Origin of the sequence: Zavarzinia aquatilis, assembly GCF_003173035.1 — a bacterium.
Classification (GTDB): Bacteria; Pseudomonadota; Alphaproteobacteria; order Zavarziniales; family Zavarziniaceae; genus Zavarzinia; species Zavarzinia aquatilis.
The window spans coordinates 20096-44103 of the sequence record NZ_QGLE01000012.1; the positions used below are offsets into that span (position 1 = coordinate 20096).

Consider the following 24008-nt stretch of genomic DNA (forward strand, 5'->3'; position numbering starts at 1 on the left):
GGAGGACTGAATGAAGGTCTCGGAAGCTCTGGACAGTCGCCTGTCGGTGCGGGAATTCCTGCCCGATCCGGTGCCGGTGGACACCATCAAGGCGATCCTCGAGGGGGCGAAGCGGGCGCCATCCGGCGGCAACCTCCAGCCCTGGACGGTCTATGTCGCGACCGGCGCCGCCCTTGACGAGATCAAGGCGCTGATCCGCGCCAAATTGCCCGAGAACCCGAAGGGCGAGGGCACGGAATATCACATCTATCCGCCCGACCTGACCGAGCCCTATCGCACCCGGCGCTACCGCGTCGGCGAGCAGCTGTACGACACCATCGGCATCACCCGGGACAACAAGTTCGGCCGGCTGATGCAGTTCGCGCGCAATTTCGAATTCTTCGGCGCGCCCGCCGCCCTGTTCTTCGCCATCGACCGCCAGATGCAGCAGGGCCAATGGGCGGACCTTGGCATGTTCATGCAGTCCATCATGCTGCTGGCGCGGGAGCACGGGCTCGACACCTGCGCGCAGGAAGCCTGGGCGATCTGGCACAAGACGCTGGGCGAACATCTGAAAATGCCGGACAATCTGATGCTCTTCGCCGGCATGGCGCTGGGCCGGCGCGATCCCGCACATCCGCTGAACAATTTCCGCAGCGAACGCGCACCGCTCGAGGACTTCGTCACGTTCCTCGGCGACTGACGGCGCAAGGGGGAGACGACATGGCCGCGACCGAACTTCTGATCGAGGCGCGTTCGCGCGAACTGGCCCCCGGCTTCATGGTCCGGCGCATCCTGCCCTTCGCCGCGCGCCGCCATGTCGGCCCCTTCGTCTTCCTCGATCACATGGGGCCGGTCGATGCCGGGCCGCGCGGCCTCGCCGACGTGCGGCCGCATCCCCATATCGGCCTCGCCACCGTCACCTGGCTGTTCTCGGGCGAGATCATCCACCGCGACAGTCTCGGCTATGTCCAGCCGATCCGCCCGGGCGAGCTGAACTGGATGAATGCCGGCCACGGCATCACCCATTCCGAACGGATGCCCGAACACCCGGATGGAAGCACCACCCATCTGCACGGGGTTCAGGCCTGGGTCGCCGTGCCCAGGGCGATGGAGGAGAGCGAGCCCTTCTTCACCCATGTCGGCGCCGACCGCCTGCCCGTCGTGTTTCAGCCGGGCGCGCGGCTGACCGTGATCGCCGGCACGGCTTACGGCGCGACGGCGCAGGTCGACATCCCCTCGCCCCTGTTCTATGTCGAGGCCAGGCTCGACACCGGCACCGAACTCGCCCTGCCGGACGAGTATGAGGAACGGGCGATCTATGTCGCCGGCGGCTGCGTGACGACGCCGGACGGCGAATTGGGCGAGGGCACCATGGCCGTGTTCACGCCCGGCGCGCCGGTGACCATCCGGGCCGAGACCGCGGCCACCGTCATGCTGCTGGGTGGCGCCCCGCTCGACGGGGAGCGCCACATCTTCTGGAACTTCGTCTCCAGCGACCGAGCGCGGATCGAGAAGGCCAAGGCCGACTGGCAGGCCGGCCGCTTCCCCAGGGTGCCGGGCGAGACCGAATTCATCCCCCTGCCCGACTGATCCCCGCCAAATTCACCGTCCCGGATGGGGTGCCCTATTCCCCCGCGGCAGGCGATGCCGCCGGCAGCATCTGATCGTCTGGCAGCGTCTTCGGCGCAAGCAGGAGATACATGGCCGGCGTCACCAGGCGCGACAGGAAGGTCGAGGTCACCAGCCCGCCGATGATGACGATGGCGAGCGGCGAATAGAGGCCCGAGCCCTCGACCGCCAGCGGCATCAGACCGCCGACCGCGGTCATCGAGGTGAGCAGCACGGGCAGGAAGCGAATCTCGCCCGCCTGTTCGATCGCCTCCTTGAGGCCAACGCCCTGACGGCGCAGCTGGGTGGTGAAATCGACCAGCAGGATCGAATTCTTGATCTCGATGCCGATGAGGGCGATGAAGCCGACCACCGCGGTGAAGCTGAGGGTATAGCCGGTCAGATAGAGCCCGAGGATGCCGCCGATGACGCCAAGCGGGATGACCCCGGCGACCACGGCGGTCGAGGCGAAGCTGCGGAATTCGAGGATCAGCACGGCGAGAATGCCGAAGACGGCGACGAGAATGGCGTCGGACAGACCGGCGAAACTCTTCTGCCGCGCCTCCGCCTCGCCGCCGAGGGCGAGGCGATAGCCCGGCGGCAGTTGCATCGCCTTCAGCGCCTGCTGGATCTCGCCGGTCACCCGCTCGGTATTGTAGCCGGTCTGCGTGAAGGCGGTGACGGTGACCGAGCGTTCGCGGTCGAAACGGTCGATCCGCGCGGGGCCGGCTTCGAAATGGGGACTGGTCACGCTGGCGAGCGGCGTCGCCCCGGTCGCGGTCGGGATGTAGATCGTGCCGAGCGCGTCCATCTCGTGCCGGGTGGCCAGCGGCGCACGCACGACGACCGGATAATCATCGCCATCCGCCTCGCGGAAACTGGCGACCTCTTCGCCCGCAAGGGCGAGGCGCACGGTGCGGTCGACGGCGCCCGCCGGCACGCCCAGCACCCCGGCCTTCGCCGTGTCGATACCGAGGTTGAGATCGGTGCGGTCGAGGCGCAGGGGATTGATCACGTCGCGCGTGCCCGGCACGCTTTCGATGATCCGGGTCGTTTCGGCGGCGAGGGTCTTCAAGGTCTCGAGATTGGGGCCGGTCAGGCGCATGGCGACCGGCGCTTCGATCGGCGGGCCATTCTGGAAGATGCGCACCACCATCTGCGCCCCCGGATAACGGTCGAGGCGGCTGCGCAGCTCGTCGATCACCGCGGGGCTGGTGCGGCTGTCCCAATGATCCAGCTCGACGAAGAGCGCGCCATGGGTCGGATCGTCCTCGCGCGGGATGATGTTGTAGAAGATGCGCGGGTTGCCATGGCCGGCGTTGGACATGACCCAGCGCACGCCCGGCGTCGCCGCCACCTCGCGTTCGGCATAGCGGACCGCCGCATCGGTTTCCGCCAGGGGCGAGCCGTCGGGCAGGTCGACGTCGATCACGAACTGGCGCGAGTCCGCGGGCGGGAACAGCGAGAAGCCGATGCGCGGCACCAGCATGATCGAGCCGGCGAACAGCCCGGCAGCGAGAATGCAGGTTACCAGCGGCCGGCCCAGCGCGACATGGAGCAGCGGCCGGTAGACCGTGTGGATGCCCTTCATGATGCCGCGCAGCAGGGCATTGCCTTCCGGGTCCTCGTGGCGCGACAGGATGCGGCTGGCGAGGAAAGGAATGATGGTCAGCGAGACGAAGAGCGAGGCGCCGACGGTATAGAGCACCGAGACCGGCAGCGAGCGGATGAACTTGCCCGCGCCCTCGGGCAGGAACAGCAGAGGCACGAAGGCGAGCATCAGCGTCGCCGTGCAGCCGAGGACGGCGACCGCGATCTGCGACGTGCCGGCGATGGCCGCCTTGGTCCGATCCATGCCTTCGCGCAGGTGACGGGCGATATTCTCGGTGACGACGATGGAATCGTCGACCAGCAGGCCGAGCGCCAGCACGAAGCCGGCGATGGAGAGCTGGTTGAGCGAGAAGCCCGTCATCTTCAGGATCGAGACACCAATCGCCAGCGACAGCGGGATCGACAGCATGACGACGATGGAGGCGCGGAAGCCCAGCGGCAGCAGGGTGATCAGCACGAGGCCGAGGGCGATGGCGAAATCCCGCGCGAGGTTCGACAGGCGGTGATCGACCGAGACCGACTGGTCGAAGCCCCGCTCCAGCGTGATGTTGGGCGGCAGCTCGGTCTCGAACTGGTCGAGCAGGGCATAGACCGCGTCGCGCATCGCGAAGATATTCTGGCCATCCTTCTGGTTGGCGGTGACGAAGACCGCCGGATGGCCGTTGTAGCGGGTGATGTGGTTCGGCTCGTCCGCCGACCACGAAACCTCGGCGACGTCCGAAACCTTGACGATGGTGCCGTCATGCGCGGTGATCACCGTGTTGGCGACATCGTCCAAGGTCTTGAAGTCGCCGGTCGCCTTCACGTTGAAGCGCCGGGCGCCCGCATGGATGGAGCCGATGGGCACGCTCGCCCCTTCGGCCTTCAGGGCGTCGGCGACGGCCGACGCGGGCAGGCCAAGCGCCGCCAGCCGGCCGAGGTCGAGGGCGACGCGCACTTCGGTCCGGGGCTCGCCCCAGACTTCCGTCTCGCGCACGCCGTCGACCCGGTCCAGCATGTCCTTCAGCACCCGCGCCCGCTCTTCCAGCTCGCGCGCCGGCGCCGTGTCGGAGACAAGGGCGATCTGCACGAAGTTGGTCATGCTGGTCTCGATCTTCTTGATGTCGAGACGGACGAGGCCTTCAGGCAGGGTCGGGCGGATCGCGTTGATTTCGCGCACCACCTGGTCGTATTTCCGCTCGGTATCCGAGCCCCATTCGAAGTGGACGGTGACATTGGCGACGCCGTCGCGCGATTTCGATTCGATCTTGTCGATATCGTCGAGGCCGGATACCGCGTCCTCGATCGCGTCGGTCACCAGCTTTTCATTGTCCAGCGGATCGGCGCCCGGCAGGACCGCCGTCACCGAAACGATAGGGGTCGGAAAATTGGGATCCTCGGCGCGCGGGATCGACAAAAGGGCGGAAACGCCCATGGCCGCCAGCATGGCAAAGACAACCAGGGTGAATTGCCACTGGCGAACGGCAAAACCGCCGATACCCCCCATAATCCGCGCCCCCGCTTATTGTGCCGGCTTGGCCGTGCCGTCGCGCAGGGCGACCAGATCGGTGACGAGCACGGCGTCGCCGTCGCGCAGATAGCCGGCGCCGGCCGAAACCACCTTCTCGCCCGGGGCAAGGCCATCGCGGATCTGCACATTCTCGCCCGAGAGCGGCCCGAAGGCGACGCGGCGGCGCTCGACGCGCGAGGTCGCGGGGTCGATGACGAAGACGCTGCCCTCCGCCCCAAAACCTTCGAGAATGGCGGAGGCCGGAATCATCACGACCCTGCTCTCCTCCTGCGAGCGCGGGCGGATCGCCACATCGGCGACGAGGCCGGACGGCAGGCGCAGGCCGGTGTCGTCCAGTGACAGTTCGACCATGAAGGCGCCGGTGCGCATGTCGCCCTTGGGCGCAATGCGCGACACATGGGCCGTGGTCGGCGCCTCGACCCCCGGCAGGCGAACGCCGGCCGCATCCCCGAGGGCGATCTTCACCACGTCGCGGTCGGCGATGCCGACCTTCACCACCCGGCCCGAACCGATGTCGCCGAGGGTGAGCACGGTCAGGCCCGCGGGCACGATCTGGCCGCTTTCGATATCGCGCGCCAGGATGACACCATCGGCCGGCGCCTTGATCTCGGCCAGGCTGCGGTTGAAGGCGACGGAATCCCGATTGGCCTCGGCCATGGCAAGGGCGGTGCGCGCGTCGTCCAGCCGGGCCTGGGCGGCGAAGCCCTGACCGACCAGCGGCGCCAGGCGCTGCACGTCGCGCCGCGCCTTCTCGACATTGGCGGTGACTTCGCGCCACTGGGCGTCGATTTCCGCGGTATCGAGAATGGCCAGCGACTGGCCCTGCTTCACCTCGTCGCCGACATCGACCGAGAAGGCCTGCACCACGCCGCCGACCTTGAACGACAGCACCACCTCGCGCTTGTAGGCGACGAGACCCGAGGCCTTGATGTCGCCGGCATCGAGCGCCAGCACCGCGCTGGCCGCCGCGACCGGGCGAGGCGGCTGTTCCTTGACCCCGGCATCCGCCGCCAGCGCCGGCGCGGCGAGGCCGGCGAACGCGAGGAGCGCCGCGAGGGACAGGAAGGGGCGCATGATCGGCTCCGGTTAACGGGGTTAAGTTTACGGTGTTAAATTAGCGCGATTTCCGTTAGGGTCAAGCCACGATGGCCCCAACGAGCGAACAACCTTCCCGCAAACGCCTGAGTGCCGAGGAACGGCGCAGCCAGATTCTGGCGGCGGCGCGCGAATTGTTCATCGCGGAAGGGGTCGAGAATACCTCGATGCGGCGCATCGCCGGGCTCGCCGGGGTGACGCCGACGCTGATCTACCATCACTTCGCCGACAAGGAGGCGCTGCTCCTCGCGGTATGCCAGGCCTTCTTCCGCGGCCTGATCGAAGCGAGCGCCGACGCCCTCGGTCAGGTGCCCGACCGGGCGGAGCCCTTTGCCCGCCTGCGCCGCCTGATGGAAGGTTATGTCCGTTTCGGGCTGGCGAACCCGGATGTCTATCGCCTCGTCTTCATGACGAAGCTCGCCTCGCTGAAGCGGGAGCGGATGCCGCAGGGCCACCGGCCCCGGCAAGATACGCCTCCTCCGGCCGAGGACGAGGGCTTCGGCCTGCGCGCCTTCGGTCTTCTCGAAGGGGAAATCCGCCGGCTGATCGAGCTTGGCCATCTGAAGCCGGGAGAGCCGACGGCCATCGCCGAGGTGGTCTGGGCGACCGGCCACGGCCTCGTCACCCTGCTGATCACCCATGGCGATTTCAAATGGACGCCTTTCGACGAGTTGCTGGCCCTGTCGCTCGACGTCCTGCTGAACGGGATCGCGGCCTGAAGGGTCAGGCCGACGGGCGCTCGCCCCTGGCCAGCCGCGCCTCGATCGCCTCGAGCACGGGCATCAGGTCGGCAACCGAATCGACGACATAGTCGGCGCCCAGCGCCTTGTGCTTGGCCGCGGCGACGGCCCTGCGCGCGGCCTGTTCAGCTTCCGGCAGGGCCAGCCATTCGGCCAGCGACAGGCCGACCATATTGCCCGAGACCGACAGGCCAACGGTCCAGGTGCCGGCCGCCTTGCCTTCGAGGATGCCCGGTTCGGTATCGTCGACCTTGACCACCGCCGAGGGCGGGCAGACGCCGAGATCGGCGAAGGTCCGATACATCATCAGGGGGCCGGGCCGCCCGTCGGCCAGATCGCCGGCACAGACCAGATTGTCGGGCCGATAGCCGGCGGCGGCGGCGACCGGCACCAGCCGCTCCATGATCGAGCGGACATAGCCCGTGGTCGACCCCACCTTCAGCCCCCGGACCCGGCAGGCCTCGACCGTCGCCAGCGCCCCCGGGATGAGGTCGGCGTAATCGGTCACCACCGCCTCGTTCAGCGGCACGAAAACCTCGTAGACCTTGTCGATGTCGGCCTCGCCCGGCAGATGGCCATGGGAGGCCTGCCAGCGCGCGGCAATGGCAGGATCGGCCATCAGGGCGGCGATATGGGCGCGCTTGGGCAGGCCCATCGGGCCCCGCGCCTCGGCGATGGTAATGGCGACGCCCAGACGGGCATAGGCTTCGACGAAGGCGCCCATCGGCGCGCGTGAGCCGAAATCGACGATGGTCCCCGCCCAGTCGAAGACGACGGCCTTGAGGTGGCTGAAAGCGGTGCTGGACATGGGTCGAAGTCCTCGGTCGGGAAGCCGCCACTCTCATAACCGGGGACGTTGCGGCGCAGCAAGCGGCCTATGCAGCGGGCCGGCCTTGCATTAGCCTCAAGGCAGCCTGAACGGGAGCCTGGGCATGAGCAACGACCTCAGGACGCTGAATCTCGTGGCCCGCCGCCGCCGCCGGGCCACACAGGCGGATTCGACCGGCTTTCCCCTGCTGGACGGGCTGCTGGAGCCGCTGCGCAAGCGCAACGCCTATTTCGACACCAAGTATTACAACGTCGAGAACCTGACGGCGGCGGAGGTGGAGACACTGGCCCCACGTCTCGCCAAGGAGGGCATGATCCTGCTGGTCCCGCCCAGCGGCACCGCGCCGGTCCGGCATTTTCCCGACGTTGACGCCTTCGTCGCCGCGGGCGGCGCGGATGTCCGGGCGGTCACGGTTTCAGGCGTCGGCAGCTCCGCCCTCGGCTCGGCCGCGCTGGCCCGCGATGTCGCCGATGCGGTGGGCGCGCCCGTCGCCGCCGTGGTCGCCGGCTATGGCGCGTCCGACGTGGTGACGGAGGGTCTTGGCGGCTATTTCCTGTTCGGCGCGGCCAACCGGCTGCGCTATCTGCTCGATCTCTGGGGCATCAAGATGCCGGTGGTGCCGCCCGACACGGCGGACGGAAGCTCGCACACGGATTTCCTGGCCCACTGGAACCCCGATGTCGCCGCGCTCGCCGCCCTGCTGGCCGATGCGCGGCTGTCCTTCACGCTGCTGGTCGGCCATTCCAAGGGCAATCTGGTGATCTCGGAAGCCCTGAACAGCCTGCAGGTCCATCACCCGGAAGCCCTCCACAAGCTGGAGCATCAGGCGAATATCGTCACCCTCAGCGCCATCGTCGAGATGCCGGGCAAGATCTGGACCTATGACGTCATCGGCATGGCGGATGCGCTGGGCGCCCTGAATTCGGTGCCGGGCATCATGCCCGATCTCGTCCTGCCCTTCGTCACCCACACCACCAGCCCGGACAAGGGCATTTATCACCTGCCGGTCACCAAGGTGATCCGCGACTTCCTCGCCAGGGTAAAGGATGGAAGCTGGCCGCCGCGCCCGGCGACCAGCTGAGGGATCAATAGACCTCGAACAGGCCGGCGGCGCCCATGCCGCCGCCCACGCACATGGTGACGACGACATATTTGACGCCCCGGCGCTTGCCCTCGATCAGGGCGTGGCCGACGAGACGGGCGCCGGACATGCCATAGGGGTGGCCGACGGCGATGGCGCCGCCGTCGACATTCAGCCGCTCCTGCGGGATGCCCAACCGGTCGCGGCAATAGATAGCCTGGACGGCGAAGGCTTCGTTCAATTCCCACAGGCCGATGTCGTCGACCTTCAGGCCATGGCGTTGCAGCAGCTTGGGCACGGCGAAGACGGGGCCGATGCCCATTTCCTCGGGCGCGCAGCCGGCGACGGCCATGCCGCGATAGGCGCCGAGGGGTTTCAGGCCCAGGGTCTCGGCCAGCTTCGCCTCAACGAGGACCGAGGCGGAGGCCCCGTCCGAGAGCTGCGAGGCATTGCCGGCGGTGATGCAGGCGCCGGTCTCGACCAGCGTGCCGCCCTTATGGACGGGTTTCAATGCGGCGAGACCCTCGAGCGTCGTGTCGGCGCGCGGGCCTTCGTCGAAGGCGAGGGTGACGTCCCTGAAGCTCGTCTCCTTCGTTTCCTTGTCGACCACGGCCATGCGGGTTTTCAGGGGCGCGATCTCGGCGTCGAAGCGGCCGGCGGCGCGGGCGGCTTCCACCCGCTGCTGGCTGACGAAGGAGAATTCGTCCTGCGCCTCGCGGCTGATGCCGTAACGCTTCGCGACCACCTCGGCGGTCTCGATCATCGGCATGTACATATGGGGGCTCTGCGCGATCACCGCCTCGGAGCGGGCGCGGAAGCCGTTCTTGTGCTGGTTCTGCACGAGGCTGATGGATTCGACGCCGCCGCCGACCGCCATCTCCATGCCGTCGTCGATGATCTGCTTGGCCGCGGTCGCGATCGCCATCATGCCGGAGGCGCACATGCGGTCGACGGACATGCCGGCCACCGTCTCGGGCAGGCCGGCGGCGGCGGCGGTCAGCCGGCCGATGTTATAGCCCTGGGTGCCCTGCTGGCCGGCGCAGCCGATGATGCAATCCTCGATCCGCGCGGGATCGACGCCCGCCCGGCGCACCGCCTCGGCGACCGCGTGGCCCGAGAGGGCCGGAGCTTCGGTATCGTTGAAGGCACCGCGAAAGGCCTTGCCGATCGGGGTGCGGGCGGTCGAGACGATGACGGCCTCGCGCATATTTCTCTCCCTCTGTCTTGTTCTGATGCGGCCCTGACGCTTGTCATCCCGGCCTTCGCCGGGACGACGCCATCCGTCGATCACGGATAGAAGCGGCTGACCGTGTCGGCGATGCAGGCCGGCTTGTCGCCGCCCTCGATCTCGATGGTGACGCGGATGGTGACCTGGATGCCACCGTCCGGGGTTTCCTGCACCTTGACCAGTTCGCCCTTGCCGCGGATGCGGCTGCCCACCTTGACGGGGGCGAGGAAGCGGATCTTGTCGCAGCCGATGTTGACGCCCATCTTGAACACGCCGACATCGACAATCTGCGGCAGGAAGCCGGCGATCAGCGACAGGGTCAGGTAACCATGGGCGATGGGGGCGCCGAAGGGCCCGGTCTTCGCCTTCTCGACGTCGACATGGATCCACTGGTGATCGTTGGTCGCGTCGGCGAAGAGGTTGACCCGGTCCTGTTCGATCGACAGCCAGTCGCTGGTGCCGAGGGCCGAACCCTCGCGACCGATCAGGTCGCGGGGGCCGGCGAATTTTACTGTTTCAGCCATTTAGATTCCCAGAGCAGGCAGTGGCAATTCACCCCGGGCGATGATGTTCTCGGTCCGGGTGCGCAGCATGGTATTCTGCGCCTCGGCCTGCGGGAACATCCAGAAACGGTCGGCCTTCACACTCTCGACGACGAAATCGGCGACTTCCTCGGGCTCGGTCAACTGCAGCTTGAGACCGGTCGCCGACACGAGGTCGCGCATGGTCTTGTAGGCGGCCGCGCCCGTATCCTTGCCATCCGAGAATTCGGACGGGCGGTTGCGGTTGCTGTCCATGATCCGCGTGTTGACGACATGGGGGCCGGGGAACAGCACCGCCGCCCGCAGCTTCGTCTTCGCGATCTGGAGCTGCCAGTGCAGGGTTTCCGAAATCGAGGTGACCGCCGCCTTGGTCGCCGCGTAGATCGGCGTGTTGGGCAGCGGGAACAGCCCGCCGTTGAAGGAAGAGGTGTTGCAGATCAGCCCCTCTTCCCCGCCTTCGATCATGCGCGGCACGAAGGCGCGGATACCGTGGACGACACCGGTCACATTGACGGCGAAGCCCCAGTTCCAGTCCTTCATCGGCATTTCCCACATCTTGCGCTGCGCCTCGCCGAGGCCGACACCCGCATTGTTGAAGAGGAAATGCACCTTGCCGAACGCCGCATAGGCGGCATCGGCGAGGGCGTTGACCGAGTCTTCCTTGGTGACGTCGGTCTTCACGCCGATCGCCGCGGTGCCGTTCGCCTTCAGCTCGGCGACGGTGCGGTCGAGGGCTTCCTGGTCGATGTCGGCGATGACGAGCTTCAACCCCTCGCCCGCGAGGGCGCGGGTAAGGGCGAGGCCAACGCCCGAGGCGCCGCCGGTGACGACGGCGGTCTTGCCGGCGAGATCAAGCATTAGCCACCTTCTTCTCGGATTCGAGCGGCACCTCGATGCCCTGGATGCCCGGCTCGTCGAAGCGCTGATGCCAGAAGGCGTCGAGCCATTCGGACGGCACCTCGCGCAGGATCTTGCCCGAGGTGATCGAGCCGCCCTCGCAGTAGAAGGCTTCGAGGACCTTCTTCACGGGCACGTCGGCGATCGGATCGAACGGGCTTTCGTTCAGGGTGATCTTCGCGTCCGCGATCTTCTTCATGTCGGTGTATTTGCGTTCCCAGTCGAGCTGGGTCAGGAACACCGGACCGTCGAAGCCGCCGCGGCGGGTGATCGAGGGCATCCCCTTGTAGCAGAAGAAATTCTCGGTGAATTCAGCCGGTCCCTTGGACTCGCCGATGGTGCCTTCCATCTCGATGAACTTGATGCCGTTGCGCTTCACCGCGACCTTGATCTTGTCGCCGGCGACATCGAAATCGACCGAGGCGATCTTCTTCGGCTCGCCGAAGACTTCGCGGCCGGTGATGCAGACGAAATCGCCTTCCATCGGCATGGACAGGACGTACCAGCCCTTCACCCCTTCGGCCTCGCAGGCGACGCCGACGGTGGCGGCGCCGATCTCGATCTTGTTGGTGTCCGACAGGTGCATGATGACATGGGCGAATTGCACGAAGATCTTCGGCTCGGTCAGGACGAGCGGCTTCGGCAGCACGGCGGCGGCGATCTCCGGCTCGGTCTCGTAGATCGCGCGGAAGGTGCGGACCGAGGTCCGCATCGACGCCGAACCGATCCCCCCGGTGGAGCCCGTCTTCGACAGGTCCTTCACATAACGTACCTTGGCCATTTCGTTTCCCCTCGTTGCGGGCAAAGCCCGGGCGTTCCGGGGCGGTGAGGCGCCCCGGTCTGTCATTCGATTACGCTTGTGGTTACTCCGCCGCCGCGCGCTGCTCGGCGGGGACGTAGAACTGCTCGAAATATTCCCGGAACTGCATGATCGGGCCGTCGCCGTCGCACAGGATCGGGTTCTTGCGATGGATCTTGTGGTTCCAGATCGGAATATCGCCCTCGACCCCGGTCTGGCCGATCACCAGCGCGATCGCCATGCGGGCGATATTATATTCCATGCTTTCCTTGTCGAACTTGCGGTGGGTGAAGGCGAAGCGCAGCTCGCACTTGTCCTTGGTCACCGGCGTCGCCAGCACCATCAGCAGCGTGTCGGTGATGCCGGTGATGCGGGTGTATTTCTGGCCCGCGCCGTTCTGCACCGTCTCGACCCGCGTCGGGAAGGTCTTCATCTCGCCGTCGGGCATGGGCAGCGTGCGCTGGCCCTCGGCGATGGAACGCCGCAGGTGGCCATCGTAGCTGGTCTTGCCCTCGGGCACGTCATCCATGCCGTGGACATAGCGGAAATGGGCGATGTCGACGCCGTTTTCCGCGATTTCCTGCGGGTTGGACAGGATCGTCCAGTGATAGCGGTCCAGCTCTTCCCACTGCTCGTCGGCGATCTGGCCGATTTCCTCGTGCTCGATCACGTCGAAGAAGGGTTCAGCCTTTTCCGGGTGATACCAGGCCCAGACCACATTGTTCTTCTCGACGATGGGATAGGCCTTCATGCACGGCCGGCGCGACAGGATCGGCGGCATCTTCTTGGCGTAGGGCACGTCGGTCGCCCAGCCTTCGGTGTTGTAAGCCCAGGCGTGGAACGGGCAGCGGATGCCGTCCTGATCGACCTTGCCGCCATGGCCAAGGTGGGCGCCGAGATGGGCGCAATAAGCCTCGAGCAGACCGGCCTTGCCGGACAGGGTGCGGAACAGCACCAGTTCCTCGCCGAAATACTGGACCGTCTTCACGTCGCCGGCCTGCAATTCGTCGGAATAGGCGACGAAGAACCAGCCGTAGGGGATATCCATCGGGAAACGTTCGACCGAGATCATGGGTGTTACTCCGCGGCCTGGGCGGTGGCGAGCCAGTTCTTCTTGGGGCCGATCTTCCCGGCGATCTTGTTGAGCGCCGGCAGGTCGAGGTCATAGACCTCCGCCGCCGACTTCCAGAAGATCTGCTCGAGATCGCTCTCGGGCAGGCCGCCGAGCGAGATCAGCATCTTCTCCGCCGTCTTCGGCCAGCAACCTTCGGGATGCGGATAGTCGGAGCCCCAGATCACCCGGTTCATGCCGAGTTCCTTGCAGGCCACGGCGGTGTCCCGGTCGGCGAGGGCCGAGGCGACGACCCACATGTTGCGGGCGAAATATTCCGACGGCTTCATGGTCAGCTTGGCGCGGAAGTCGCCCAGCTTGCCGCTCGTGTGCTTCACGCTGGCCCGGATGTCCATCATCGTGTTCATCCAGTTGAACCAGAATTCCGAGCCTTCGGTGTAGATGATCTTCAGCTTGGGGAAACGCTCCAGCACCTCGCCGAAGATGAACTGCCACATCGAGCGGGTCATCCAGAACGGGAATTCCATCAGGAAGCAGCCGATGGCGCCCGGCACCGGGGCCATCGGCGGAGACGCGCCCGAATGGAAATGGATCGCCATGTTCTGATCTTCGCAGATCTTCCACACGGGATCGTATTTGGGGTGGTTGTACGGATCGAAACCGTCGGTCATGCAGGGGAAGACGACGCCGGAGAGGCCGGCCTTCTTCGCCCAGGCGATTTCCTTCACCGCGGTCTCGACGTCGAAGACGACGGGGATCACGGCAAGGCCGATGCGGCGCACCGGATTATCGCGGCAAAAGTCCGCCATCCAGCGGTTATGGGCGCGGGCACCGGCCCACAGCAGTTCGGGGTCCGCGCCCTGGCAGCGCAGGCCGATGTCGGCGCCGAAGGGCGGGGCATTGCGTTCGGTGATACCGTCGGGGAACAGCACTTCAGCGGCGATACCGTCGCCATCCAGCACCTTGTCGCGCAGCACGCCGTCCCAGACGCCGAAGATGTCGTCACCGCAGGCGGCGCGCCATTTGTCGTTGAAGTCCTTGACCAGGAGCTTCTCTTCCATCATCTCGCGGAAGGCGATTTCCTTGGGCAGGCGCTCGTCGAATTCGGCGTGATACTTGCTCTCGAGATAGTCGCGATATTTCTCCGGCGGCAGGCCGGCGTGACCATCGCCCGAAATCACCAGATAGCGGTCCATCTCTTCCTCCGGTTATCATTATCGCCGGCTGCCCCGGCTTCTCTGATCTGAACCCTAGGCCCCCCGCCCGACAGCCGGAAGTGGCCCGAGGCGAATTCTCCGTTCGCCGTCACGAACAATGATCGGCAGGGCCGATATCAGCCCTGCCCCTGTTCGAGGAAGGGCGGACGCTCGCCGCCGCCATGGACTTCCAGCGCCGCGCCGGTGACATGGGCCGCCATCTCGCTGCCGAGGAACAGGACGGCATTGGCGATATCGCGGGGCACCGCCATGCGGCCCTGCGGCAGCGCCGCCTCGATCCGGGCGAGCCCCTCGGCGCCGCCGTAATGGTCGAGCGCGGCCTCGGTCCTGATCATGCCGGCGACGATGGCGTTGACCCGCACGGCCGGCGCCCATTCCTGGCCGAGGGAGCGGGTCAGCGAGACGAGCCCCGCCTTGGCCGCGCCATAGACCGCCGTGCCGGGCGACGGCCGCACCGCCGACACGGATGCGATGTTGACGATGGCCCCGCCCCCCGCCTGCCCGCGCATGACGAGACAGGCGCTCTGCGAGAGATAGAGCGGCCCGAGCAGGTTGAGGCGCAGGATCGCCTCGGAAAAGCGGGGCGACGCCGTCGCCGCGTCGGCATTGGGCGAGCCGCCGGCATTGTTGACGAGCAGGTCGAGCCGACCGAACAGCTCGACCGCGGTATCGACCAGGCGCTTGCCCTGTTCCGGGTCGCGCACGTCGGCGGCGACGAAGACCGCCTCGCGACCCGCCGCCGCGACCGGGATATCGGGTGCGTTACGGCCGCAGATCACGACATGGGCGCCCGCCGCCAGCAGGCTTTCGGCGATGACCCGGCCGGTGCCCTTGGTGCCGCCGGTGACGATCGCGACCTTGCCCGTGTAGTCGATGCCCATGCCCTGTTCCTCGTCATCCCGGCGAAGGCCGGGATCTGTCGACGGTTACGCCCCCTCGTCGAAAGGCCCCGGCCTTCGCCGGGGCGACGAGGCGGAGACCTCAGAATTCCGAATAGCGGAAGTTGCCGTTGTCGATGGCGATATCGGCGCCCGAGATGAATTTGGATTCGTCGGAAGCGAGGAAAAGCACGAGATTGGCCACGTCTTCCGGGTAGCAGAAGCGGTGGCCCATGGGCGACTGCTTGATCATCTCGACATCGGCGTCGGGCGGCAGGCCCATCTGGGCCAGCACCATCGGCGTCAGGATGCCGTCGGGACAGAGCGCGTTGCAGCGGATGGCATAGCCGCCCGTCTTTGCATGGGCGTTGACGCTGCGGGTGAGCGAGACAACGGCGGATTTCGCGGCGGCATAGGCGAAGTAGTTCGGGCTGCCCAAATGGGATGTCACCGATCCCATGTTGATGATGTTGCCGCCCTTTTCCTTCATGTTGATGACGCCGTGCTTGCAGCCGAGGTAGTACCCCGTGACATTCACGTTCAGCGTCTTCTGCCAGTCCTCGAAGCTCATGTATTCGATGGAGGCCTGGATGAGGATGCCGGCATTGTTCACCAGCACGTCGACATGGCCGAATTTTTCCTTCGCCGCGGCGAAGGCGGCCACCCAGTCCTCTTCCCGGGTGATGTTCAGCGGCAGGGCGATGGCGTCGCCGCCGATTTCCGCCGCCGTCGCCTTGGCCGTCTCGAAGTTGGCGTCGGTCGCGATGATCTTCGCGCCCTCTTTCGCCAGCAAAAGGGCATCGGCCCGGCCGGCGCCGCTGCCGGCGCCCGTGATCATCACCACCTTGTCCTGTACGCGGCCCATCTAGGCTTTCCTTCTTGGTTACTCGCCGGGATCAGGCCCGCGCGGCTTGTCGGGGCGGCAGGTCCTGATCCTGATTGGACCTTGCGCCCGCAATATCGTTGACGGCGATGAAGCCGAAGGTCATGGCCGGGCCGAGGGTTGCGCCGGCGCCGGGATAGGCCGCCGCCATGACCGAGGCCGAGCAATTGCCGATGGCGTAGAGGCCGGCGATCGGCTCCCCCGCCTCGTCGAGCACGCGGGCGCGCGCGTCGGTCTTCAGCCCGCCCTTGGTGCCGATGTCGCCGAGATCGACACGCACGGCATAGAAGGGCGCCTTCTCGATCGGGCCGAGGCAGGGATTGGGCTTGACGAAACGGTCGCCGAAATAGCGGTCGTAGACATTGTCGCCGCGGCCGAAATCCGTGTCCTTGCCGGTGCGGGCGAAGCCATTCATCCGCGCCACGGACTCGGCCAGCGCCGGGGCCGGCACACCGATCTTGCCCGCGAGTTCGGCGATGGAGCCGGCGCGGTAAATCACGCTGTCGAACCATTCGGGCGGCAGGCTGCGGTCGGGCTGCATCATGCCGGGCATGATCCCGCCGACGACGTAATTCTTGCGGAAGGTCGCGTCGAACACCATCCAGCACGAAAGCCCCGCGCCGGTCTTCTGGTGTTCCGCGATCATGGCGTAACCGAAGTCGTTGTAGGACATCGCCTCGTTGGCGAAGCGGCGGCCCGCCGGATTGACGATCAGACTGCCCGGCCAGCCGCGCTCCATGAACATGCCGACGCGGGTTTCGGTATTCGGCGTGTCGCGCGAAGGCAGGCGCATACTGGGCGCCCACCAGGCGAGATCCATGAAATCGAGCGCCGCGCCCAGCTCGCGCCCGGCACGGATGGCGTCGCCCGTGTTGTTGGGATAGGGCGTGACCGACCAGGTGTCCGAGGTCGGCTGCGGCAGATGATCCTTGCGCATCTCGGCGTTCCGCTCGAAGCCGCCGGCGGCGAGGATGACGCCGCGCCGGGCGGCGATGGTCATGTCCTTGCCGTCGCGGGAGATGACGGCACCCGTCACCCGTTCGCCGTCACGGGTCAGGCGCAGCAGGCGGGCGTTGATCACCCGGGGCACGCCGCGCCGGACAAGACCGCGCAAGAGTCCGCCCGCGAGGGCGTTGCCCATGGACAGGCGGCGATCGCGCTTCGTCTTCAGGCGCCAGCGAAAATCGGTGGCATAGGCGCCGATCAGCTTCATGAGGACGAGCGGCCAGCCCGGCTTCTTGGTGGTGATCGCGCGGGCTTCCTTCACGGTCAGGGAAATCCGCCCGAACAGGCGCATCAGGGCGTAGGGCTCGCGCAGGCGCCAGTAATCGTCGCCGAGGTCGCCGCCGTCGACCGCGTCCGGGTCCATGGTACGGCCGCCCGGCAGGGCGCCTTCCCGGTCCGGGTAATAGTCGGGATATTCCATCACCGCCTTGAAGCCGAGGCCGACCTGGCCCTTGCTGTAGCGGACCATGGGCATGGCGTTGTCGACATAGGCGGCGAGCTTCTCGTCCGGCACCCGCCCCATGGTGCAGGCGCGCAGGTAAGCGAGGGCCTTGGCCCGGTCGTCGAGACCGCCAAGGTCGTCGTTGCAGGGCACCCAGATCGCCCCGCCCGATACGGCCGAGGTGCCGCCGAAACGGTCGCTCTTTTCGACGAGAAGGACGGAGAGCCCGAGATCATGGGCACGGTTGGCGGCCAGCATCCCGCCCGCGCCGCTGCCAACGACGATGACGTCGAAGACCGCGCCGTCGGCGATGCTGTCGCTGCCTGTTCCCAGGGTCATGCCCGTTTCCCCCATTCCAAAGCGTCTGTGCGCCCGTCCCTTGCGGAACTGTGGCGCCATTCTTGCCGCCTCTCGCGCCCCGGCATCGTCCCCTTGGACTAGAGACGGGCACCGCTCTGTCTTCGTCGTCCCGGCGAAGGCCGGGACCTTTCGACGAGAACAGCGCCCTTCCGTCACGAGGCTCCGGCCTTCGCCGGAGCGCCGACCGGGAAGGGGGTTTGCGCCCCCGTTTTCACCGCCCCAGCAGAGTGTTGCGCAGCGAGCCGCCCTCGCCCACCTCGGTCATCAGGGTCGAGGTGACGCGGAAGGTGCTGCGGGCGATCCACCAGCGCCCCTCTTCGCGGACATAGTCGTCCTCGTAGTAGCCGGAAACCTGCGCGGCCGAACTGGTGTCGAGGTTGATCTGATGGAAATAGAGATCCCAGGTGCCATGGGCGCGATCCGGCCCGTCGAGCACGATCACCGGATTCTGGGCGTGATGCATGTCGAGGATCGTGTCGCGGCAACCGACCATCTCGAACAGGTTGACGAAGGAGTCCCGCCCCTCGTGCACGCCCATATAGGCGGCGTCGATCACCGCGTCCGGGCGGAAACAATTGCGCACCACGTCCGGCTGCTTGCGATCGCACCCCCGGAAATAGCTATGCTTCAGTTCGTGGATCGCCGCCTTGTCCTCCAGCGCCGTGATGCGCGCCGCGAGGCTTTCCAACGTCTCGGCCATGGCCGTCCTCCCCTTGTTATGGGGGAAGACTAGCGGGGCGGCGGGGCGTCCGCCTCGCCCGTATGGACGAGGTCCGCGGCCTCGGGCACGGGCCGGCCGTCGAGAAAAGCCTCGATCATGGCGTTCACCGTCCGCGGCGCATCCTGCTGCACCCAGTGGGAGACGCCGGGCAGATAGCGGATGGTGATACCGGGCACCAGCGCCTCGGTCCCCACGGTCAACTCCTTGCCAAGCGCCGCATCCGCCTCGCCCCAGACCATCAGGGTGGGCACGGTCAGCTTGGGCACCGGCGGCATCTTCGCCCCGCCCGGCCGGGGCAGGCGGATATTGGCGCGGTAGTAATTCAGCATGGCGGTCAGCGCGCCGGGGCGCAGGGCATTGCGCTTGTATTCGGCCAGAACCTCGGGCGGGAAATTGCCCTTGTTGCGGGCATGGTCGAAGAAAATCCGGCCGATGGCCTCCGCGCCCCGCCGCGACAGGGCCAATTCGGGCAGGCCCGGGATCTGGAAGAAGAACATGTACCAGGAGCGGCGCAGCTGGGCGAAATGGCGCAGCCCCTGAAAGAACAGCACCGGGTGCGGCATGTTCAGGATGATGAATTTCTCGAGCGGGCGCAGGCCGCGCAGGGCGAAGGCCCAGGCGATGGCGCCGCCCCAGTCGTGGGCGACGAGGGTGACCGGCCCCGTGATGCCGCGCGCCCGCGCCGCGTCGATCAGGCCGGCGACATCGTCGGCGAGGTGATCGAGCGTGTAATTCCCGCGCCCCTGCGGCCGCGTGGTCAGGCCATAGCCGCGCAGGTTGGGCGCCCAGGCGGTATAGCCCCGCTCGGCGAAAACCGGCAGCTGCGCCCGCCAGGAAAATTTGGATTCGGGAAATCCATGCAGCAGCAATGCGAATTTCTCGCCGCTGCCCGCCTGGTCGACCTCGAAATCGAGGCCATTGGCCGCCACCCTGATCGTTTCCATCTCTCTCCGCCCGATTCTAGTTTGTATGGACGATGCGCGCGGACGATTGTGCCCCAGAATCCCCGCCCAAAGACAGGGGAGGATTGCATGGCATCGGGTCGGGTTTCCGTCGTTACGGGGGCCAGCCGTGGCCTCGGCCGGGGCATCGCCATCGCGCTGGGCGCGGCGGGCGATACCGTCTATGTCACCGGGCGCAGCAAGGATGCGCCGACCGGCAACTGGCCGGGCACCATCCACGAGACCGCGGCGGCGATCGACGCCGCCGGGGGCAAGGGCATCGCCGTCGCCTGCGACCATCTCGACGACGCGCAGACCAAAGCCGTGTTCGACCGGGTGCGGGCGGAACAGGGCAGGCTGGACGTTCTGGTCAACAATGCCTTCGCCATGCAGGATTTCTCGGCCCTGCCCGGCAATTTCTGGGAACGCGGCCTCGAGGAATGGCAGCAGCAGATCGACGTCGGCCTGCGCTCGTCCTATGTCGCCTGCGTCTATGGCATTCCTTTGCTGATCGAGGCCGGGCGCGGCCTGATCGTCAACACCTCGTCGGTCGGGGCGCGGGCGCATCTGCACCCCCTGCCCTATGGCCTGTCCAAGATCGGTCAGGACAAGCTGGCCGCCGACATGGCGCCCGATCTGCAGCCCCACAATGTCTGCGCGCTGTCGTTCTGGCACGGCCTCGTCAAGACCGACCGCACCCTGCTCGGCCTCGAGCATTTCCCCCAGATGTTCGAGGGCATCGGCGGCTATGCCGGGGCGGAAAGCCCGGGCTTCGGCGGCAGGATCATCGACGCCCTGTGGCAGGACGGCGACCTGATGCGGCTCTCGGGCGGGACCTTCTACACCTCGGAACTCGCGCTTCACTACGGCATCAGGGACGAGGGCGACCACCAGCCCATTTCCTTCCGCCAGTTCTTCGGCGCGCCCCTGTTCGAGAAGCCGCTGTAACACCGTTGCCGGGCAGCGGCGGATGATTGCACCGCCAGTGAATACAGTCCGTTTCCGGATGTGAACGGGCCAGGCGGCAGGCGCCGCCGTCATTATCGGAACCCGCGGAATCCGCGGGTTTCGTGCTTTCGGCGGCCCATGGCGAAAGACCCCACGGACCTCGCCGGCCGCCCTCCTAGTCCATATAGGTGATGATGATCGTTGCCTGCGTTCCTAACCTCCGCCACAAGGTGATGAACGCCCCGAAACAAGGGGGCCATCCGATGTTCTGTGGGAGGACGACATGGCAGCAGTCGAGAGCGACATCCGGGTCATCCAGGCGGATCGGCCGCCACAGCGTTTCGCCCGGGGCTGGCACTGCCTCGGTCTCGCCGAGACGTTCCGCGACGGCAAGGCCCATTCGCTCGACGTCTTCGGCACCCGCGTCGCGGTCTTCGCGGATTCCACGGGCAAGCTGAACGTCGTCGACGGCTATTGCCCGCATATGGGCGCCGACCTCGGCGAAGGCACGATCAAGGGCGATAATCTGTCCTGCCCGTTCCATGGCTGGCAGTGGGGCGGCGATGGCAAGTGCAAGGCCATTCCCTATGCCGGCCGCGTGCCGCCGCGCGCGCGCATCAAGTCCTGGCCGACCCTGGAAGAGAACAAGCAGCTCTTCATCTGGCACGATGTCGAGGGCAGCCAGCCCGATCCCGCCGTGCGCATCCCCCGCATCGAGGAATGCTTCACCGGCGAATGGTCCGAATGGATCTGGGAGACGGTGAAGATCGACATCAACTGCCGCGAGCTGATCGACAATGTGGCCGACATGGCCCATTTCTATTACGTCCACGGCGCCCGCGCGACCTACTTCAAGAACACCTTCGAGAAGCATGTCGCCCGGCAGGAAATGCGCGGCAAGCCCCGCGCCGACCTGAAGGTGTCCGGCGACAACATGGCCTTCGGCGGCGCCGAGGTGGTGATCGACGAGCTTTATTCCGTCGCCACCTATTACGGCCCGTCCTACATGATCGACGAACTCTCGTCGGTCGTGAACGGCATGACGGTCGAGGCCTATCTGATCAACTGCCATGTGCCGATCGACCATGACAGCTTCACCCTTCATGTCGGCCTCATGGTGAAGAAGCTGCCGTTCCTCGACGACGAGATGAACGCGCAGATCGCCCAGATGTATGCCTCGGGTAACCGTGACGGTTTCTTCCAGGACGTCGCGATCTGGAAGACCAAGCGCCGCATCGACAATCCGCTGCTGTGCGAGGCCGATGGCCCCGTCTACCAGCTGCGCCGCTGGTACGAGCAGTTCTATGTCGATGTCGCGGACGTGCAGCCCGACATGACCGACAAGTTCGAGATCGAGATGGACCTCGCCAAGTCCAACGAGTTGTGGGTGGCCGACGAGGCCGCCAACAAAGCCGCCCAGCAGGCCGCCGAATAGGCCGCCTGCCCTCGGGGCATCTGTACTAGAGCTCCCCAACTTCGCCGCCCCTCCCGGGCGGCGTTTTTTTTGCGTAAGGCCCTACTCCGCCGGCTGGCGTTTGCCCTCGAAGCCGGCGCCCCGGTATTTCGAGGCGTCGGTGGTATATTCGGCGTGGCCATAGCCGATCAGCAGGCGGTCGATCCGGGCGATCAGCCGCCGGTCGGCGATGTCCCGCATCAGCGGCAGGCGCAGGGCGAGCTTGTAGAGCCCCTGCCGGCCATAGACGTAAAGGCCGAGGGCGACGAAGACCAGCCGGTCGTAGGGACGCAGGGCGACCCCCATCAGGGCGGCCTTGCCGCTGGTGTCGCCCGACAGGAAGGCCCGGTTGAAAAAGACCCGGGCGAAGCTGCGCTCCAGCCCATCGAAGAGGCGGCTGCGCAGCCGGCGGTCGGCGGGGAAATAGCCGGCCATGGTCGCCCGCACCAGCGCGCCGCAGGTCGCGTCGTCATAGCCGTCACGCAATGTGCCGCTGTAGACGCTCATGGCTTGCTGGATGCCATCCGGCGTCGCCGGCAGCAGGTCTTCGGGCAGGCCGAGCAGCCAGCAGCGATAGCGGTTGAATTCGACGAAGGCGCGTTCCCGCGGCGTGAATGCCGCCCGCCCCTGGCGCATCAGCTTGAAGGCCAGCAGGAAGACGGCGATGGTCCCCGCCGGCATCTGGTCGACCTGCGGCACCGGAATGCCATAGACCGCGACATCCCAGGTCGTCGCCCCGCGCAGCACATTGAATCGCACCATGGAATGCATCAGCCGGACCATGGCCGCCGCCTTGAAGCCGGGACCGAAGCGGGTGAGCGCGCCGGGCAGCGCCGTCGTCGTGAAGAAGGCCGCCGTCTCCTTGATCCGCCGCACCGCCGTCTCATGCGACAGGGTGCCGGTCAGGGCCATGGGCAGGGCCGAATATTTGTTGAGGAAGGTGGCGACGAAGGCGCCACGCACGACGAAAGGCGCGACATTGGCGGTGGCGTTGCGGCTGTAGCGCGCCCCCTCCTCGATCAGGCTCATGTCGATCCAGTCCGGCGTCGCCTCCATCGCCCGGATGAAGCCGACCAGCTCGGCCGGGGCCTCCGCCACCGCCTCGACCCCCTCGTCGCAGGCCCGCGTCAACATGTCGACCAGCTTGCGGAACCCATACTGCGGCATCAGGGCGGCATAGGCGTCGGCGACATTGTCGCCCAGCATCGTATAGGCCCGCGCCCGCGCCACGGTCTCGGGGTCGGCCAGAAAGCGGCGGCGCGCCGCCTCGCCCTTCTCGCCCCTGATCGTGCTCGGAATGTCGGGGGTGCCGGCGAAACGCTCGGGCGTGACGGAGAAATCGACCTTGCCGTACATGGCCGGCAACAGGTCTCGCTGGGCGGCGACCCGCGCCTCCAGCGCCTGCAGGCTTTCCATCCGATCCCCCTCCCGACAACTTACATTTATTAAGTTATGTTTTGTAAGTTATGCTGCGGCCGTGACGGGGGCAAGCATGAATCGACCGGTCCTGACCTCGAGGGGCGCGCCCCGGCGGCGCATGAGTGTCGGCCTGCGCCGGGAACAGATCCTCGATACCGTGCGCGATCTCGTCGACGCCGAGGGTTTTCACGCGGTCAGCCTCGACCGTGTCGCGAAGGCCTGCGGCATCACCCGGACGCTGATCTACCAGCAGTTCGGCAATCTGCCAGCTTTGCTGCTCGCCATGGTGGACCGGGAATTCGGCCGGGCCGCCGCCGCCTTTCTCGCCGCCGGCAGCCGGCCACCGGCCCCGGGGCAATCGCGCTTCGCCGCCGGTGTCGCCGGGGTGCTGGAAGCGGTCGACGCCGCGCCCGCGACCTGGCGCATGTTGCTGATGCCGGGTCAGGGCGGCCCGCCCGAACTCTACAGCCGGCTGGACGAAGCCCGCGCCCTGACCCGCGCCCATATGGATGCCGCGTTGCAGGCCGCCGATCCGGCCCTGACCAGCCTCGCCAATCCCGACCGGGAACTGGCCATCGCCCTGCTCCGCGCCCTGTCGGAAGAACTGGTGCGCCTGCGCCTGCGCGACCCGGATGCCTATACGGTCGAGCGTCTGCTGGCCCAGGCCGAATTCTTCGCCCGCGCGATGTTCCGGCGCCGCGGCGGGTGACGGGGCCAGAGGGGCGCAAGCCCCTTGCCGCGGGACCT

General features: G+C 66.8%; 22 protein-coding genes. 7 read left to right on the top strand and 15 right to left on the bottom strand.

The features are described 5' to 3' along the window. Positions 1 to 10 precede the first annotated feature (10 nt). Both DKG74_RS17405 and DKG74_RS17410 read left to right on the top strand, forming a co-directional pair. Positions 11 to 682: a nitroreductase gene (locus tag DKG74_RS17405; RefSeq protein ID WP_109907458.1), complete on the top strand. Its 672-nt coding sequence runs from the start codon at positions 11 to 13 to the stop codon at positions 680 to 682. 20 nt (positions 683 to 702) lie between these two features. Beyond that, positions 703 to 1572, top strand: a complete 870-nt coding sequence (locus DKG74_RS17410; protein WP_109907459.1) for a pirin family protein — start codon at positions 703 to 705, stop codon at positions 1570 to 1572. Between the two features lie 34 nt (positions 1573 to 1606). On the opposite strand, the gene DKG74_RS17415 is transcribed toward DKG74_RS17410, so the two are convergent. After that, positions 1607 to 4687, bottom strand: a complete 3081-nt coding sequence (locus DKG74_RS17415) for an efflux RND transporter permease subunit (RefSeq protein ID WP_109907460.1) — start codon at positions 4685 to 4687, stop codon at positions 1607 to 1609. Between the two features lie 15 nt (positions 4688 to 4702). Beyond that, positions 4703 to 5785, bottom strand: coding sequence for an efflux RND transporter periplasmic adaptor subunit (locus DKG74_RS17420; RefSeq protein WP_109907461.1), 1083 nt, complete (start codon positions 5783 to 5785; stop codon positions 4703 to 4705). Positions 5786 to 5856: 71 nt separating this feature from the next. Between DKG74_RS17420 and DKG74_RS17425 the strand changes: the two genes are divergently transcribed. Next, entirely contained in the window at positions 5857 to 6525 is a 669-nt protein-coding gene (locus tag DKG74_RS17425) for a TetR/AcrR family transcriptional regulator (protein ID WP_109907462.1), read from the top strand. Positions 6526 to 6529: 4 nt separating this feature from the next. Here the strand turns inward: DKG74_RS17425 and phnX are convergent, their stop codons facing one another. Further along, complete coding sequence (gene phnX / locus DKG74_RS17430; protein WP_109907463.1) at positions 6530 to 7354, bottom strand: phosphonoacetaldehyde hydrolase; 825 nt, start codon at positions 7352 to 7354, stop codon at positions 6530 to 6532. A 124-nt stretch (positions 7355 to 7478) separates the two neighbouring features. On the opposite strand from phnX, the gene DKG74_RS17435 reads away from it, so the two are divergent. Continuing rightward, positions 7479 to 8456 carry a hypothetical protein gene (locus tag DKG74_RS17435; protein WP_109907464.1) on the top strand — a complete coding sequence of 326 codons (978 nt, stop codon included), beginning with the start codon at positions 7479 to 7481 and terminating at the stop codon, positions 8454 to 8456. A 4-nt stretch (positions 8457 to 8460) separates the two neighbouring features. Here DKG74_RS17435 and DKG74_RS17440 read toward each other — a convergent pair whose 3' ends face one another. From DKG74_RS17440 to DKG74_RS17490, 11 genes are all read right to left on the bottom strand, one after another. Further along, positions 8461 to 9663 (bottom strand): acetyl-CoA C-acyltransferase, encoded by a 1203-nt coding sequence (locus tag DKG74_RS17440; RefSeq protein ID WP_109907465.1) that lies wholly within the window; start codon positions 9661 to 9663, stop codon positions 8461 to 8463. Positions 9664 to 9743: 80 nt separating this feature from the next. After that, complete coding sequence (locus DKG74_RS17445) at positions 9744 to 10208, bottom strand: MaoC family dehydratase (protein ID WP_109907466.1); 465 nt, start codon at positions 10206 to 10208, stop codon at positions 9744 to 9746. After that, complete coding sequence (locus tag DKG74_RS17450) at positions 10209 to 11084, bottom strand: SDR family NAD(P)-dependent oxidoreductase (RefSeq protein ID WP_109907467.1); 876 nt, start codon at positions 11082 to 11084, stop codon at positions 10209 to 10211. Continuing rightward, positions 11077 to 11904, bottom strand: a complete 828-nt coding sequence (locus DKG74_RS17455) for an acetoacetate decarboxylase family protein (protein WP_165837738.1) — start codon at positions 11902 to 11904, stop codon at positions 11077 to 11079. Before DKG74_RS17455 ends, DKG74_RS17450 begins: the two co-directional genes overlap by 8 nt. Positions 11905 to 11986: 82 nt before the next feature. Further along, on the bottom strand, positions 11987 to 12994 hold the full coding sequence (locus tag DKG74_RS17460) for an aromatic ring-hydroxylating oxygenase subunit alpha (RefSeq protein ID WP_109907469.1): 1008 nt from the start codon (positions 12992 to 12994) through the stop codon (positions 11987 to 11989). 5 nt (positions 12995 to 12999) lie between these two features. After that, a complete protein-coding gene (locus DKG74_RS17465) occupies positions 13000 to 14190 on the bottom strand; it encodes an amidohydrolase family protein (protein ID WP_109907470.1) in 1191 nt (396 codons plus the stop codon). 137 nt (positions 14191 to 14327) lie between these two features. Then, entirely contained in the window at positions 14328 to 15092 is a 765-nt protein-coding gene (locus DKG74_RS17470; RefSeq protein WP_109907471.1) for an SDR family oxidoreductase, read from the bottom strand. A 100-nt stretch (positions 15093 to 15192) separates the two neighbouring features. After that, a complete protein-coding gene (locus tag DKG74_RS17475) occupies positions 15193 to 15954 on the bottom strand; it encodes an SDR family NAD(P)-dependent oxidoreductase (protein ID WP_109907472.1) in 762 nt (253 codons plus the stop codon). Positions 15955 to 15985: 31 nt separating this feature from the next. Next, positions 15986 to 17758 (bottom strand): FAD-dependent oxidoreductase, encoded by a 1773-nt coding sequence (locus DKG74_RS17480; RefSeq protein ID WP_109907586.1) that lies wholly within the window; start codon positions 17756 to 17758, stop codon positions 15986 to 15988. Between the two features lie 232 nt (positions 17759 to 17990). Further along, positions 17991 to 18479 carry a nuclear transport factor 2 family protein gene (locus DKG74_RS17485; RefSeq protein ID WP_109907473.1) on the bottom strand — a complete coding sequence of 163 codons (489 nt, stop codon included), beginning with the start codon at positions 18477 to 18479 and terminating at the stop codon, positions 17991 to 17993. Between the two features lie 29 nt (positions 18480 to 18508). Next, the gene (locus tag DKG74_RS17490) at positions 18509 to 19444 is read right to left on the bottom strand and encodes an alpha/beta fold hydrolase (RefSeq protein WP_109907474.1); all 936 of its coding nucleotides are present in this window, start codon (positions 19442 to 19444) and stop codon (positions 18509 to 18511) included. Positions 19445 to 19531: 87 nt separating this feature from the next. Here DKG74_RS17490 and DKG74_RS17495 point away from each other — a divergent pair, with 87 nt between their 5' ends. Together DKG74_RS17495 and DKG74_RS17500 are read left to right on the top strand one after the other, a co-directional pair. After that, the gene (locus DKG74_RS17495; RefSeq protein ID WP_109907475.1) at positions 19532 to 20389 is read left to right on the top strand and encodes an SDR family NAD(P)-dependent oxidoreductase; all 858 of its coding nucleotides are present in this window, start codon (positions 19532 to 19534) and stop codon (positions 20387 to 20389) included. 283 nt (positions 20390 to 20672) lie between these two features. Beyond that, entirely contained in the window at positions 20673 to 21824 is a 1152-nt protein-coding gene (locus DKG74_RS17500) for a 3-ketosteroid-9-alpha-monooxygenase, oxygenase component (RefSeq protein ID WP_109907476.1), read from the top strand. Between the two features lie 81 nt (positions 21825 to 21905). Here the strand turns inward: DKG74_RS17500 and DKG74_RS17505 are convergent, their stop codons facing one another. After that, positions 21906 to 23258, bottom strand: coding sequence for an oxygenase MpaB family protein (locus DKG74_RS17505; protein WP_109907477.1), 1353 nt, complete (start codon positions 23256 to 23258; stop codon positions 21906 to 21908). Between the two features lie 76 nt (positions 23259 to 23334). Between DKG74_RS17505 and DKG74_RS17510 the strand changes: the two genes are divergently transcribed. Further along, complete coding sequence (locus DKG74_RS17510) at positions 23335 to 23970, top strand: TetR/AcrR family transcriptional regulator (protein ID WP_207779401.1); 636 nt, start codon at positions 23335 to 23337, stop codon at positions 23968 to 23970. Positions 23971 to 24008: the final 38 nt, after the last annotated feature.

Excerpts from the sequence above, each read along its gene's own strand:
- phnX (WP_109907463.1), bottom strand. The coding sequence starts at position 7,354 with ATGTCCAGCACCGCTTTCAGCCACCTCAAGGCCGTCGTCTTCGACTGG.
- DKG74_RS17420 (WP_109907461.1), bottom strand. The coding sequence starts at position 5,785 with ATGCGCCCCTTCCTGTCCCTCGCGGCGCTCCTCGCGTTCGCCGGCCTC.
- DKG74_RS17500 (WP_109907476.1), top strand. The coding sequence starts at position 20,673 with ATGGCAGCAGTCGAGAGCGACATCCGGGTCATCCAGGCGGATCGGCCG.
- DKG74_RS17405 (WP_109907458.1), top strand. The coding sequence starts at position 11 with ATGAAGGTCTCGGAAGCTCTGGACAGTCGCCTGTCGGTGCGGGAATTC.
- DKG74_RS17490 (WP_109907474.1), bottom strand. The coding sequence starts at position 19,444 with ATGGAAACGATCAGGGTGGCGGCCAATGGCCTCGATTTCGAGGTCGAC.
- DKG74_RS17480 (WP_109907586.1), bottom strand. The coding sequence starts at position 17,758 with ATGACCCTGGGAACAGGCAGCGACAGCATCGCCGACGGCGCGGTCTTC.
- DKG74_RS17495 (WP_109907475.1), top strand. The coding sequence starts at position 19,532 with ATGGCATCGGGTCGGGTTTCCGTCGTTACGGGGGCCAGCCGTGGCCTC.
- DKG74_RS17425 (WP_109907462.1), top strand. The coding sequence starts at position 5,857 with ATGGCCCCAACGAGCGAACAACCTTCCCGCAAACGCCTGAGTGCCGAG.
- DKG74_RS17450 (WP_109907467.1), bottom strand. The coding sequence starts at position 11,084 with ATGCTTGATCTCGCCGGCAAGACCGCCGTCGTCACCGGCGGCGCCTCG.
- DKG74_RS17485 (WP_109907473.1), bottom strand. The coding sequence starts at position 18,479 with ATGGCCGAGACGTTGGAAAGCCTCGCGGCGCGCATCACGGCGCTGGAG.
- DKG74_RS17440 (WP_109907465.1), bottom strand. The coding sequence starts at position 9,663 with ATGCGCGAGGCCGTCATCGTCTCGACCGCCCGCACCCCGATCGGCAAG.
- DKG74_RS17435 (WP_109907464.1), top strand. The coding sequence starts at position 7,479 with ATGAGCAACGACCTCAGGACGCTGAATCTCGTGGCCCGCCGCCGCCGC.
- DKG74_RS17510 (WP_207779401.1), top strand. The coding sequence starts at position 23,335 with ATGAATCGACCGGTCCTGACCTCGAGGGGCGCGCCCCGGCGGCGCATG.
- DKG74_RS17505 (WP_109907477.1), bottom strand. The coding sequence starts at position 23,258 with ATGGAAAGCCTGCAGGCGCTGGAGGCGCGGGTCGCCGCCCAGCGAGAC.
- DKG74_RS17410 (WP_109907459.1), top strand. The coding sequence starts at position 703 with ATGGCCGCGACCGAACTTCTGATCGAGGCGCGTTCGCGCGAACTGGCC.
- DKG74_RS17475 (WP_109907472.1), bottom strand. The coding sequence starts at position 15,954 with ATGGGCCGCGTACAGGACAAGGTGGTGATGATCACGGGCGCCGGCAGC.
- DKG74_RS17415 (WP_109907460.1), bottom strand. The coding sequence starts at position 4,687 with ATGGGGGGTATCGGCGGTTTTGCCGTTCGCCAGTGGCAATTCACCCTG.
- DKG74_RS17445 (WP_109907466.1), bottom strand. The coding sequence starts at position 10,208 with ATGGCTGAAACAGTAAAATTCGCCGGCCCCCGCGACCTGATCGGTCGC.
- DKG74_RS17470 (WP_109907471.1), bottom strand. The coding sequence starts at position 15,092 with ATGGGCATCGACTACACGGGCAAGGTCGCGATCGTCACCGGCGGCACC.
- DKG74_RS17455 (WP_165837738.1), bottom strand. The coding sequence starts at position 11,904 with ATGGCCAAGGTACGTTATGTGAAGGACCTGTCGAAGACGGGCTCCACC.
- DKG74_RS17465 (WP_109907470.1), bottom strand. The coding sequence starts at position 14,190 with ATGGACCGCTATCTGGTGATTTCGGGCGATGGTCACGCCGGCCTGCCG.
- DKG74_RS17460 (WP_109907469.1), bottom strand. The coding sequence starts at position 12,994 with ATGATCTCGGTCGAACGTTTCCCGATGGATATCCCCTACGGCTGGTTC.